Origin of the sequence: Aneurinibacillus danicus (assembly GCF_007991215.1) — a bacterium.
In the GTDB taxonomy this organism is placed as follows: domain Bacteria; phylum Bacillota; class Bacilli; order Aneurinibacillales; family Aneurinibacillaceae; genus Aneurinibacillus; species Aneurinibacillus danicus.
In genome coordinates, this window is sequence record NZ_BJXX01000071.1 from 1 (window position 1) to 13,722 (window position 13,722).

The following is a 13,722-nucleotide window of genomic DNA, read 5'->3' on the forward strand; positions in this document are numbered from 1 at the left end:
GCCATGGTGGTTTTGTCTTCCATGCCATGCGCCCCTTAAAACGGCTTGTTTATCATCATAAACGCAATACACCCCATTAAAAACACGGAGAACAGGCCAACACAGAGATTCTGGAAACGAAGCGTTTTCAATTCTTTCTCGGCGTGAATCTTACGACTGTTCGCCACCTCTGTCAACCCCCGCATCAAGAACCGCTTCATCATATAGAATACGAACATATACAGAAGCATTGAAACAATCAGCCACATCTGCATCAAATATTGAAACGACGTAACAAAGAAGAATGCAAGGCCTGTGCCCCACAAAACAATGTCCGCCGTCCGGTCCAATTTGCGGTACGTAACGAGAAAGCGCCGGGTCTGCTCCACATCCTTCAGCCGGGGAATCAAGAACAATACGGCAAGTTTGGCGGTTACCGCCAGCAAATGAAAAGTAAGCACTACATAGAACAACGGCTTCCACCCTTTCTTTATCTTTTGATTGTTCTTATTGTACTATGCGGCGCGCGGGACGGCTAGGCATATTTCTGGAAATGTGCTCAATTACGGAGACTTTACAATTGATACTTATTTCACGGTCGTAAATATGGTATGATGCAAGAATGTAGACAAGGAAATATAAGGAATACATAATAGGGAGAAACGAAAAGATGAGAGGGAGAAAGAAACGTATTCTAGCGCTGCTTGGAGGAGGCGCACTCGGCCTTGGCCTGCTGTTAGGAAGTCTTACCTTTATGGCCGATGCCAAAACGAAAAACCAAGACGTCATGGTAACCAGCTTTGATAAAGTTACATTGAGCTTCGTCGGCGATATGCAGTTTACCGGAACGGTTGCCGATCAAATCAAAAAGAACGGGACCGGTTATCCGTTCGCCAGAGTAAAATCCGTATTATCTCGTGCAGATCTTACCGTAGGCAATCTTGAGACCACGCTGACAACCGGCGGCAGCGCACAGGATAAACAATACACCTTCCGTTCCGATCCGCGGATGGCCAAAGCGATAGCAGACAGCGGCATTGACGCGGTCGGCCTGGCGAATAACCATACAATGGATTTCGGTTTGAATTCATTATTTGACACCATTGCCTATGTTAAGAAAAGCGGCTTGATCCCGCTTGGCGCGGGCAAGGACAAATCCGAAGCAACCCAGATTCACTACATAAAGAAAAAAGGCAAGACAATCGCACTGCTAAACTACAGCCGTGTTCTGCCTTCGACTTCCTGGATGGCCGGAGCTACCAGGCCAGGTTTGGCCAGCGCCTATGATCCTGGACTTATGTATAGCAAAGTCAAAGAGGCACGGAAAAAAGCCGATATTGTCGTTGTATTCATTCATTGGGGCAAAGAGCGGATGACCACGCCGGAAGCGTACCAGACAGAGATGGGCCATGCGCTCGTGGATGCGGGTGCCGACCTGGTCGTCGGCCATCATTCCCATATTATGCAGCCGGTGGAGTGGTATAAAGGCAAACTCATTGCCTACTCGCTCGGCAATTTCGTGTTTACCAACAGCCGGATCGACCGCTCCAATCAGACTGCCATTCTCGAAGTAAGCGTGAGAGGCAACCGCATAGAAGCAAGTCTGACTCCGGCTCGAATCGTAAGCGGACAACCCCGTCTGATTGAAGGTGCCGAAAAAGCGGAGTTCTTCCGTTTCATGGACCGAATCTCGCGCAAAGCGACCGTTAAAAGCGACGGGACGCTTACTCCATAGCCGCCAGTACCTCTTTTACGGTCGCAAGAAATGCCCGGCTGGCCCGTGACCGGTAGCGGCCTCGTCGATACGCCATAACCAGCGTACGGCGGGGTGTCGGATTGCGTAATGCTATGTACTTAGGCAGCAGTCCTTCCCTGAATAGGCGCGTAACCATTTTTGGCACGAATGCGATGCCCATACCGGCCGCTACGAGTGACTGGACTGTTTCAATGTTGCTGCTTTCAAATACGACATGCGGCGTAAATCCCGCCTCCTCACACCATCCTGCGGCCAGGTTGCGAAAACCCTGGCCTTTTTTCAGCATAATAAACGCCTCGTCTTTTAGCTCCCGAATCTCCACCGCCTCCCGCGTGCTCAATGGATGATCCGTCGGCAAGGCGAGGCAGATTTCCTCTTCAAGAATCGGTTCCCATTCCAGATTCGCATCTTGAATCGGCAAAGACAGCAGGCTCATCTCTGTCTTTCCGCGCGCCGTTAGTTGCTCAAGCGCCAGCGTCGCTTCTTCAAGCAGGCGCACCTGAATGCCAGGATACTTTTTCTTAAACACCGGCAATACAAGCGGTAAAATATGGGCACCGGTAATTGGCAGACTACCGACTGTAAGCCCTCCCTTCTCCAGCTCAGCCATATCCTGCATTTCCTTCTTTAACCGTTCTACAGAATCAAGAATATTGACCGCCGACTCATAAAACCGCTCACCTGCGTCCGTCAGACGAATGGAGCTTGTTGAACGTTCAAATAAAATGATATCCATTTCCTTCTCCAACTTGGCAATTTGCTGACTAAGCGACGGTTGAGCGAGATGCAGCCTCTCCGCCGCACGTGAAAAACTCTTCTCTTCTGCAATCGTTACCGCATACAGCAATTGTCGTAATTCCATCTCTATCCCCTTCTTTATTTCTGTGAAAATTGTGAGGAAAGAAGAAAGGGAAAGAGGAAATAAGATTCAGGATAGAAAAAGGCGTTCGCCTTTTTCTCCATTGAAATCCTCTCCTCGTTCTCTTCTCTCTTTCCCTCCGTACCACAAAAGTCAGCCGACCTTCTCATCATTTTCATGTCGGGGTTGCGGCTGGCAAACTGTGGTGTTTTTGTTTTATAGGAAAAACCTATGCAAACTATAAATATTATATCTTTGAACATTTGTTTTTTCTATGTTAAAACTTATATAAAGATTTAAAAAAATATAGAATGAATAAAACAAAAAGGGGAGAGATGAATGAAACCACGCACCATGTTTGAAAAAATCTGGGACAACCACGTCATTTACTCGGAAGAGAACAAACCCAGCCTGCTATACATCGACCTGCATCTTGTGCATGAAGTTACGTCACCACAAGCGTTTGAAGGATTACGCCTCGCCGGCCGCAAGGTACGCCGGCCGGATTTGACGTTTGCGACCATCGATCATAACGTACCGACAACGGATCGCTCCCTGCCCATTGAAGATCCGATTTCCCGCCAACAAATTGAAACGCTGCGGGCAAACTGTAAAGAATTCGGTGTCACACTCTATGACCTCGACAGCCCCGAGCAGGGCGTTGTCCATGTTATGGGACCCGAGCTTGGCCTCACCCATCCCGGCAAAACGATTGTATGCGGCGACAGTCATACATCCACCCATGGCGCATTTGGTGCGCTCGCATTCGGCATCGGTACGAGTGAAGTAGAGCATGTGCTGGCAACACAGTGCCTGCAGCAGAAGAAACCGAAAACACTGGAAGTGCACGTTGAGGGTGAACTGCCAACCGGCGTGACGGCCAAAGACATCATCCTTGCCATTATTGCCAAGTGGGGTACGGATTTTGCGACCGGTTACGTCATTGAATATACGGGTGACGCGATTAAGAAGCTCTCCATGGAAGAGCGGATGACGGTCTGCAATATGTCCATCGAAGCAGGCGCACGCGCGGGCCTTATCGCACCGGATGAAACAACGTTTGCGTATCTTAAAGGCCGTCGTTTCGCTCCAAAAGGAGAAGAGTGGGAGAAAGCCATTTCTGCCTGGAAAGAGCTTGTGACTGACGAAGGCGCCGAATACGACCGCCGTGTCGTAATCAACGCCCGGGAGATTGAACCGCAGGTAACCTGGGGCACAAGCCCGGGGATGGGTATCGGTATAAGCGGTGTAGTACCGGCACCGGAAGATTTTGCAACGGAAAATGAGCGCAAAGCAACGCAAAATGCGCTCGCATATATGGGCCTTGAGCCGCATACGCCGATCACGGAAATCGAAATCGACCGCGTATTCATCGGCTCCTGTACAAACGGCCGTATCGAAGACCTGCGTGCGGCGGCAAAAATCGCCAACGGCTACAAAGTAGCGCCCCATGTCAACGCTATGGTTGTACCGGGCTCCGGCATGGTCAAAGAGCAGGCCGAAAAAGAAGGACTCGATAAAATTTTCATCGAAGCCGGCTTCGAATGGCGCGAGCCGGGCTGCAGCATGTGTCTTGCGATGAACCCGGACGTACTTGCACCGGGCGAACGCTGTGCATCAACGTCCAACCGCAACTTTGAAGGCCGTCAGGGACGCGGCGGACGCACGCACCTGGTCAGCCCGGAAATGGCCGCCGCTGCCGCCATCGCCGGTCACTTCGTAGACGTACGTAATTGGGAAGTCAAAGAAAGAGAGGGAAAAGCACATGGAACCGTTTAAAAAAATTACCAGTGTGGTCGCTCCGCTCGACCGCGTAAACGTAGATACAGACGCCATCATTCCCAAACAATTTCTGAAACGTATCGAGCGTACAGGCTTCGGACAGTTCCTGTTCTATGAATGGCGCTTTGATGAACAGGAAAACCCGAATCCCGACTTTGAATTGAACAAACCGCAGTATAAAGATGCACACATCCTGATTGCACGCAACAACTTCGGATGCGGCTCGTCCCGTGAGCATGCGCCATGGGCGCTTCTCGACTATGGATTTAAAGTGATCATTGCACCGTCGTTTGCAGATATCTTCCATAACAATTGTTTCAAGAACGGTATCCTGCCGATCGTGCTGCCGGAAGAAACCGTGGAACAATTGTTCCAAAACGTGGCCAAGCACAAAGGCTATCAGTTAACTGTCGATCTAGAAAACAACAAGATTACGGACGGACAAGGACTAGAAATTCCATTCAGCGTGGATGAATACCGCCGCGAATGTCTGCTGAAAGGACTCGATGATATCGGTGTTACGCTGATGCAGGAAGACAAAATTGCCGAATACGAGAAAAACTATCCGAGCTATTATAAAATCGCTCAATAAATGCGAAAAAGGACGGGAGCCTGCACTCCCGTCCTTTTCTCATGAATTATTGTTCTTCCCGATTGGCTCCGTAATAATACGGCGGATAAGGAGTCGGATACGGGTAGGGTGCAGGATATGGATACGGTGCCGGATACGGATACGGAACGGGCTTCGGTCTGTTGTAGTTGTATAAAAGCGGCGCCAGAAGCAGAAACGGAATAATCGGCCAAATGCCGCGCTCATCATGCGTATAGCCGTAATGGTATGGGTATGAAACCGGCTGCGCGTAATACGAATAAGCGGAATAATCGGCTGGATAGGATTCATGGGCGAAAGACGGATGCTGGTTGTTTTCGTTATTCTCCATAAGTGCCCTCCACATTCTCAAAATAATATTTACATGCTACTACACTATGAAAGTAAAGGGCGGATGTCCTTTTTCCTGCCCAAATTGGGCTCTCGCCTACCGTTCCCCGCAAATCATATTATGCTTGTTTTTGTGTGGGAAGTTCATTCGCAAGTCTCTCCAACTCTCCCAGCGCTTCCTCAAACACATCCAGCGCGCGGGAGACAACCCGCGGATCACGCAGATTTACCCCGGCTTGTGTCAGTGCTTCAAGCGGAGGCACAGAGCCGCCTGCCTTCAGGAATGCAAGATACCTCTCCCGCTCTCTCTCGCCTCCACGCAGTAAACCATCCGCCAGGGTGGTGGCGGCGGAAAATCCTGTCGCGTACTGGTACACATAAAAATTCTTATAGAAATGCGGAATGCGTGTCCATTCCACACCGACATGTTTGTCCACCGTAAGCGCCGGTCCGTAATAGGCTGCGACCAGCTTGCGGTATTCTTGCGCCAGGTACTCTGCCGTCAGCGTTTCCCCCCGCTCCGCTGCCCGGTGAATATCGCGCTCAAACTCCGCCAGCAGTGTCTGGGTAAACAGCGTGCTCTGAAAGGCATCCAGGTAGCGATTTAACAGTGCCGCCTTCTCTTCCGGGTCCTTCGCCTGCGCAATCCAGCCGCGCAGCAGCAGCGATTCATTGACCGTCGATGCCACTTCCGCTACGAATACATCGTATTCAGCATCCAGATAATCCTGTGCTTCATTGGCATACTGCGAATGCATGGCATGTCCCAGTTCGTGCGCCATCGTCAGCACGTCGTCCAGCTGACCATGATAGTTCAGCAGCACATACGGTGGATATCCATAGACGGCTGTCTGGTATGCACCGCCCGTCTTTCCTTTACGGCTGTATACATCTATCCAACGATTTTTGAACGCCTGATCCAGTTTCTTTTGATACTCGGGGCCGAGCGGAGCCAGTCCTTCACGCACCATCTTCTTCGCTTCTGCCAGCGGATATTCTTTCTTTATTCCTTGATAGAGCGGCATGTATAAATCGTATTTGTGTACGGTAGTAACACCCAGCAATTTCTTACGCAATGTGGCATACCGATGCAGCAGATGAATACGACCGCGCACCGTGGCAATCAAATTGTCGTATACATTCTCCGGGATATCGGATGTGTGCAGTGCGGCATAGCGCGCCGAAGGATAATTCCGCGCCCGTGCATAGACGATATGCTTGCGTACTTCGCCCTGCAGAAGCGAGGCGAATGTATTCCGAAATTGATTATATGTACCGTATACTGCTTCAAAAGTGCGGCGACGCAGCTCGCGGTCGGAAGACGTCATGAGTGCGGCATAATTCATCCGGTTAAGCGAAATCTTCCTGCCTTTTCCGTCTTCAATGGGAGGAAAGACAAGATCTGCATCCAGCAGATAACGGTACGCCTGCGACGCCGTTCCCATGGCCTCACCTGTCAATGCCAGCAGCCTCTCCTCCCGCTCAGGCAAAATATGCGCTTTCTCTTTGCGCAGCTCACTGATGTAGTGTTTATACCGTTCAAGCCTTTTCTCCTGCCGGTACATTTCCGCAAGCCTGGCGTCGCTTAACGCCGCAAGTTCCGGGCCGGCAAACGATGCGACCAATGCCAGTTTCTGCGCAGTCTGTCTCGCTTCATCCAGCCGCCGCTGGGCGTTTGGATCCGTCGTATTCGTATCAAATCTCAGCTGGGCGTATACATACGCCTTCTCCAGTGTCCGAGCCATCTTTTCTTCTTTATTTAGCATAGTGTACAACTGCCCGGCATCTTCCAACTTGCCTTTGTAAGCGGACAGCTCGGGAATTTCTTTTGCCAGACGGCGGATATCTTCCCTCCACGCCGCCTCACTCGGATATAGGCGGGTCACATCCCACGTATCTGCCATACTTTCCCGTACGCTTGATGAATTTTCTTTTTTTATTAGGGTATCGGTCGGATTTAGCGCCGGAGAATCCAGCCAGTCATTCATGAGCAGCAGCACTCCGCACAATACGCCCACAAGCGGGACAAACAATCGTTTGTGCATAATTATTCCTTCTTCCCTAAATTGTTTTTCATATTTTTTACAGGAGAGAAGGGAAATATTTATTGTTCTTTTATGAACAAAGCACGAAAAAACCGGGATGCAAAGCAGCACCCCGGTTCTCGTCTATTCTATGTCAGCTAGCTTAAAAGGAAAAACATTTGTCAATAAGGGCCATGCGGACAAATAGTCCGTTCTGCGCCTGGCGGAAATACGCGGCGCGTGGATCTTGGTCCACATCCACCGCAATCTCGCCTGCACGCGGCAGCGGATGAAGAATAATGCTGTCCTGTTTCATGATGGAAAGCAGCCCGCGGTTAATAATATACTTGCCGCGGGCTTTTTCGTACTCATCTAACGATGTAAAGCGTTCTTTTTGAATGCGCGTCTGATACAGTACGTCTGCGGTTTTCGCCACTTTTGCTAAATCGTGTTCTTCCTCGTACGTAATTCCCTTTTGATCTAAGTATTTCTTTACATATGTCGGAATTTGCACGTTTTCCGGCGCCGTAAATGAAATGTGAATGTTCTTATAGTTGGCCAGCAGATACGACAGCGAGTGAACGGTCCGGCCATTCGCCAGATCTCCGATCATTACAATATGGAGGTTATCAAGACGCCCGAGTTCCTTTTCGATTGTATATAAATCGAGCAGCGACTGTGTCGGATGTTCGCCCGCACCATCTCCGGCATTGATGATAGGCACGCTCGCCACAGCAGCCGCGCGCTCCGCCGCCCCTATATCGGTATGGCGGATAACGATAACATCGCTGTAGCCGGACACAACCCGAATCGTATCTTCGAGCGTCTCGCCTTTAATAGTGGACGAGAATTGGGCCGCATTCTCCGTACCGATAACTTTGCCCCCCAGGCGGGACATCGCCGATTCGAACGAAAGACGCGTCCGCGTACTCGGTTCAAAAAACAGCGTGGTCATCACCTTATTACTGTAACGATCGCTGCCGCCCTCTTCTACCAGGCGTTCCATCCGGCGGGTATTTTCGAAAATCTCGTCCAATACCGAACGGGTAAACTGCTTGGCCCCTAATACATGGTATAATGACACAATACAACTCCCCTTTACTATGTATGGTAAAAATCATCTATGCATAGAAAACCACTCTGACCTGCATCAGAGTGGTTGGTTTACCATGGTAATAGGCATAAAAGTTCAGCGTCTCTTTTCGCGCTTACCCAGATCGCCCATTTTATCTTCGCTTGTTTTCATCCAGCGCTTCATCATCGACTCGAAATCTTCTTTCGAGCTAGAGCGTCCGCCCTGACCCTGGGAACGTCCACCCGGCCCCCGATTGTCATCGCGTTTCTTAAACGGACGACGATCTTCTTTCTTCTCTTCATGAATTCTCATGGTTAAAGAAATTTTACCGTCGTTTTTAATCTCCAGCACTTTTACGGTCACTTTGTCGCCAACTTTGACAAACTGGTTAATATCTTCTACATAAGAAGAAGCGATTTGCGAGATATGCACAAGCCCCTGCTTGTTTTCTCCGATATTAACAAAAGCGCCGAAAGATTGAACTCCTACCACGGTACCTTCTAAAATATTGCCGACAGCGATGTTACTCAAAAAATGTTCCCCCTAAAAGAATTTACTATACAATTACTATACATGAAACAAAAAGAATAATAAAGAACTTTGCATCCCGCAATCGCTGGCAAAACGCATACTACTCTCCTATATTATAGTATTCCCAATTCGACAAAAAGGTACTCTTTCCTGCTTATATAGAAGAATTCTCCGGGGTCTCTTCGGTGCGCTCTTCTTCTACCCGCGCGATCCTGTATACTTGAACCAATTCCTCGCCTGTGTCCATAGCCACCATCGTCCGCCCGATCGACCCTTGATCATTAATCGACAGGCTATGACGGTACGCTTCCCAGTCTACCGGAATGATGCGATTCGCACTTGTACGGGCTTTTAAGTCGTGCTTCATTTCTCCTTCAAGGAACGCCGCCTTTACTTCATGCGGCTGCACTTTGCGGCGCCGAATGATCAGCACACCTTTGCCGCCGCGGCCCTGTACCGTAAACTGGGCGGCAAACGTACGCTTGACGACGCCTTCTTTCGTTATAATCTGCAGTACATCTTCCGCATCCGGCGAGAGGATGAACGAGCCTATAATCCGTCCGCCTTCTTCAAGTTTCATGCCGCGTACGCCGGCCGTGTTCCGTCCGGTGAGAGGCACATCGGATGCCGGAAATCGAATCGCCATGCCACCGGATGAGACAAGCAAAAATTCCTGCTCCTCCCGGCACAAATGCACAGACTCGATCTTATCGTCGTCTTTGACTTTTACGGCCACAATGCCACGTTTTTTCTGCGTTTTGCTGTACTCTTCTACTTTGGTTCGCTTGACCATGCCGTTTTCCGTCACGAACGCGAACGACTCGTTTGCGATTTGCTCCAGTGACTCCACTGCATAAGCGGCGACAATTTTCTCTTCTTTGCCGAGCGACACGACGTTCACCAGGCTTGTCCCGATGTCTTTCCAGCGTCCGTCCGGAATTTCGTGCATCGGCAACTGGTAGAGTTGTCCGCTGTTCGTAAACAGCAACAGCTGGTGAATCGTATTCGTTTTGAAGAAATACCGCACCGTATCGCCCTCTTTGAGTCCCGTGGTTTCAATGGAAGCACCGGAGCTGTTGAACGAGCGCATCGAGGTGCGTTTGATGTACTGGTCCTCCGTAATTGTCACGATGATATCTTCCGCAGGCACGGTAACGGAGATATCGACCTCAATGCTTTCAATCTCATCCTCAAGCTCTGTGCGGCGTTCATTGCCGTATTTGTCACGAATTTCGGTCAGCTCTTTTTCGAGAACCTTGTTTAACTTTTTCTCGCTCTTCAGGATGCCTTCAAAAGTCGTAATCTTTTTCTGTAAATCTTTTTCTTCTTTCTCATACTTCTTAATATCAAGGCGCGTCAGCTGGTGCAGGCGAATATCGAGAATGGCTTCGGCCTGCTCGTATGTGAAATCGTAGTTTTTCATCAGGCGTTCCCGTGCATCTTCCCGACCATCCGAGTCCATAATCGTGTCGATGACCTGGCGCAGGATGGAGATCGCCTTGATAATCCCTTCGACAATATGCAGGCGTTTTTGCGCACGCTCCAAATCGTAGGTGGTTCGCTTCGTGATAACATCCTTTTGATGTACGATGTACGCATCAAGGATACCTTTGAGCCCGAGCTGCTGCGGCCGCTCATCGGCGATAACCAGCATATTAAAGCTATACGAAATCTGCAGATCGGTTTTCTTGAACAGATAATTCAGGATGCCGTCCATATCGGCGTCTTTGCGCACTTCCAGCACGATGCGCATGCCCTGGCGATCGGTCTCGTCCCGCACTTCTATAAGACCGTCTACGTTCTTTTCGAGAATTTCCTCTTCAATTTGCGTTACAAGCGCTTTTTTCTTCACTGTGTAAGGAATTTCGTCGACTACGATGAGCCTGCGGCCCTGCTTGCCGTTTTCGGTATGTGTCTTGGCACGGATAATGATTCGACCCGCTCCTTTCTCATACGCTTTGCGAATCTCATCCTTCCCTTGAATGATGCCGCCTCCCGGAAGATCCGGACCCGGAATGTATTTCATCAGCTCATCAAGTGTAATATCCGGATTATTCAATAGGGCAATTGTGCCATCGATAACTTCGCGCAGGTTGTGCGTCGGAATCTCGGTGGCAAACCCGATGGAGATGCCCGTAACACCGTTGACAAGCAAATTCGGAAAACGGGCCGGCAGCACGACCGGCTCTTTCGCGGTGTTGTCATAGTTTGGGATAAATTCTACCGTATCCTTCTCAATATCGCGGACCATCTCCATGGCAATCGGCATAAGGCGCGCTTCCGTGTAACGCATCGCAGCCGCCGTATCGCCGTCGATCGTACCCCAGTGGCCATGGCCGTCAATCAGCGGCTCGCGCATTTTGTGCGGCTGCACAAGGTTGACCATTGTCTCATAAATGGACGAATCGCCGTGCGGGTGGTAATTCCCCATCACATCCCCGACCGTCTTCGCCGACTTTCGGTACGGCCGATCGGGAGTGTTTTTCTCCTTATACATCGAGTACAGCACGCGGCGCTGCACGGGTTTTAAGCCATCCCGCACATCCGGGATGGCTCTTGATAGAATGATATAGCGGGCATAATCGCTGAACCGCGAGCGATACACGTCCCGCACACTCATCTGCAAGTACTGTTCATGCGGCAATGACATCGACTCTTTATTCCTCCTCCATAACAAACTTCACGTTGCTTTCAATCCATTCGCGGCGCGGCGGTACTTTGTCCCCCATCAAAACGGTGACAATACGCTCGGCTTCCGCCGCTTCTTCTAGGTCCACCTGAATCAGCTTGCGCGTCTCAGGATTCATGGTCGTATCCCATAGCTGTTCGGCGTTCATCTCGCCAAGTCCCTTGTAGCGCTGAATTTCCGCCTGGCTGCCCAACTTCTTCTGCGCCGCAATTCGTTCTTCATCCGTCCAGGCGTATATCATCTCCTGGCCCTTCTTCCCCTGTTTGTATACTTTATAGAGCGGCGGCTGCGCAATAAATACTTTACCGCGTTTGATAAGCTCCGGGAAGTACCGGTAGAACAGGGTCAGCAGCAAAATCTGAATGTGAGCGCCATCGTAATCGGCGTCCGTCATAATGATGATTTTGTCGAACGCGCACTTGTTGGCATTGAAATCGTCACCGATTCCCGTACCCAGCACTTCAACGATCGTGTTAATCTCTTCATTGCCGTTCGGTCCAATGACTTCATAGATTTTTTTCTTCTCTACGTTAATCGGTTTTCCGCGCAGGCTAAGCACCGCCTGGAAATTGCGGTCGCGCCCGTTGATCGCTGAACCGCCCGCCGAATCCCCCTCCACGATAAAAAGCTCGTTGCGTTCTGCGTCCTTTTTGCTCGGGGGCGTATATTTATCGCTGATCGTACGTTTGCCTTTCTTTTTGCCTTTCTTGTTCGGGTTGCGGAGCGCTTCGGCCGCTTTCTTAATTTCTTCCTTAATGCGGCGCGATTCAATCGCCCGCTCGATAATCAGCCTGGCGATGTCCGGATTCTCTTCAAGGAAAAAGCTCATCTTCTCGCTGATAAATGCTTCCACCGCAGAGCGCGCTTCCTCGCTGCCGAGCTTTTCCTTAGTCTGACTTTCGAATTGCGGGTCATCCATTCGGATGCTGAGCACGGCCATCAGCCCTTCCCGGTAGTCATTGCCGGTCAGATTTTTGTCATTCTTCTTAAGCATGCTGTTACGGCGCGCATAGTCATTGCACACTTTCGTAAACGCGTTTCGGAAGCCGGATACATGCGTTCCCTCATCGATCGTCGGAATCGTATTGACATAGGACAGCAGATTTTCCGACGTGTTGTCATTGTACTGGAACGCCAGTTCAATTTCGATGTTCTCTTTTTCGCCTTCAAAATACACCGTATTATGCAGCGTGTTTTTTCCGTCATTCAAAAACTCGATGAACGATTTGATTCCCTCGGAGAAGTGGAATTCCTCTTTCTCCGGAGCGCCCGGACGCATGTCGCGCAGGTGAATCGTCACGCCTTTCAACAAAAACGCATTGTCGCGCAAACGTTCGCGCAGCACGCTGTATTGGACGTTCGTGTCGCCGAAAACACGCCTGTCAGGCATAAAAGTAACGCGGGTGCCTGTCTTGCGCGTTGTCCCGACAATTTCGAGGTCGGTCACCGGATGGCCGGCCTTGAATTGTCCGTCCGCCTCTTCCACATATTCAAATCGCTGGCGATAAATATTTCCGTCACGATAAATCTCTACCTCGAGCCATTCAGACAGCGCGTTCACTACGCTCGCTCCCACGCCATGCAAACCGCCCGATTTTTTATATCCGTCGCCGTCGCCGAATTTTCCGCCGGCATGCAGTACAGTGAAGACAACCGTTGGCGTCGGAATGCCTTCATCTTTGTTTATCCCTGTCGGAATGCCTCGTCCGTTATCTTCGACGCTAATGCTCCCGTCCGGGTGAATCGTAACTTTAATTGTATCGCAATACCCGGCCAATACCTCGTCTTTGGAGTTATCGATGATCTCCCAGATAAGATGGTGCAGGCCGCGGCTTCCGGTCGAGCCGATGTACATTCCCGGTCTGACACGTACTGCGGTCAGGCCTTTGAGAACGCGAATATCATCATCGCTATAAGCTGGTATGGTTGGTGATACGTTTTGACGACTCAAGTCCTTCCCCTCCTGTTTCTTTCATTCAATGTACTGGTTTTTATCGCGAAAAGCAATATAAGCCAGTTTACCTGCCGTCCTTTTCCTTTTTATTATACATCAAACAAGAATGTTTGTTCGCTTTTTCTGTGAAAAT

Annotated in this window: 11 protein-coding genes; 3 read left to right on the forward strand and 8 right to left on the reverse strand. The window is 50.1% G+C overall.

All coding sequences use genetic code 11. The features are described from left to right. Positions 1–35: 35 nt before the first annotated feature. Positions 36–452: a DUF2269 family protein gene (locus ADA01nite_RS08815; protein WP_146809587.1), complete on the reverse strand. Its 417-nt coding sequence runs from the start codon at positions 450–452 to the stop codon at positions 36–38. A gap of 197 nt (positions 453–649) precedes the next feature. On the opposite strand from ADA01nite_RS08815, the gene ADA01nite_RS08820 reads away from it, so the two are divergent. Further along, the gene (locus ADA01nite_RS08820; protein ID WP_146809588.1) at positions 650–1,714 is read left to right on the forward strand and encodes a CapA family protein; all 1,065 of its coding nucleotides are present in this window, start codon (positions 650–652) and stop codon (positions 1,712–1,714) included. Here ADA01nite_RS08820 and ADA01nite_RS08825 read toward each other — a convergent pair. Beyond that, on the reverse strand, positions 1,704–2,597 hold the full coding sequence (locus tag ADA01nite_RS08825; protein WP_146809589.1) for a LysR family transcriptional regulator: 894 nt from the start codon (positions 2,595–2,597) through the stop codon (positions 1,704–1,706). The genes ADA01nite_RS08820 and ADA01nite_RS08825 overlap by 11 nt on opposite strands. Positions 2,598–2,933: 336 nt before the next feature. Here ADA01nite_RS08825 and leuC point away from each other — a divergent pair, with 336 nt between their 5' ends. Together leuC and leuD are read left to right on the forward strand one after the other, a co-directional pair. Then, the gene (gene leuC, locus ADA01nite_RS08830; RefSeq protein ID WP_146809590.1) at positions 2,934–4,373 is read left to right on the forward strand and encodes a 3-isopropylmalate dehydratase large subunit; all 1,440 of its coding nucleotides are present in this window, start codon (positions 2,934–2,936) and stop codon (positions 4,371–4,373) included. Beyond that, positions 4,360–4,968: a 3-isopropylmalate dehydratase small subunit gene (leuD, locus tag ADA01nite_RS08835; RefSeq protein WP_146809591.1), complete on the forward strand. Its 609-nt coding sequence runs from the start codon at positions 4,360–4,362 to the stop codon at positions 4,966–4,968. Before leuC ends, leuD begins: the two co-directional genes overlap by 14 nt. Before the next feature lie 46 nt (positions 4,969–5,014). Here leuD and ADA01nite_RS08840 read toward each other — a convergent pair whose 3' ends face one another. The 6 genes from ADA01nite_RS08840 to ADA01nite_RS08865 form a co-directional block, all read right to left on the reverse strand. Then, positions 5,015–5,317: a hypothetical protein gene (locus ADA01nite_RS08840; RefSeq protein ID WP_146809592.1), complete on the reverse strand. Its 303-nt coding sequence runs from the start codon at positions 5,315–5,317 to the stop codon at positions 5,015–5,017. A 118-nt stretch (positions 5,318–5,435) separates the two neighbouring features. Further along, entirely contained in the window at positions 5,436–7,361 is a 1,926-nt protein-coding gene (gene pepF, locus ADA01nite_RS08845; protein ID WP_146809593.1) for an oligoendopeptidase F, read from the reverse strand. Positions 7,362–7,503: 142 nt separating this feature from the next. Beyond that, the gene (pyrB, locus tag ADA01nite_RS08850) at positions 7,504–8,424 is read right to left on the reverse strand and encodes an aspartate carbamoyltransferase (RefSeq protein ID WP_246147272.1); all 921 of its coding nucleotides are present in this window, start codon (positions 8,422–8,424) and stop codon (positions 7,504–7,506) included. A gap of 105 nt (positions 8,425–8,529) precedes the next feature. Beyond that, entirely contained in the window at positions 8,530–8,946 is a 417-nt protein-coding gene (locus ADA01nite_RS08855) for a S1 RNA-binding domain-containing protein (RefSeq protein WP_146809595.1), read from the reverse strand. Between the two features lie 154 nt (positions 8,947–9,100). After that, entirely contained in the window at positions 9,101–11,596 is a 2,496-nt protein-coding gene (parC, locus tag ADA01nite_RS08860; protein WP_146809596.1) for a DNA topoisomerase IV subunit A, read from the reverse strand. Between the two features lie 7 nt (positions 11,597–11,603). After that, positions 11,604–13,559 (reverse strand): DNA gyrase/topoisomerase IV subunit B, encoded by a 1,956-nt coding sequence (locus ADA01nite_RS08865; RefSeq protein ID WP_146809597.1) that lies wholly within the window; start codon positions 13,557–13,559, stop codon positions 11,604–11,606. Between the last annotated feature and the right edge of the window lie 163 nt (positions 13,560–13,722).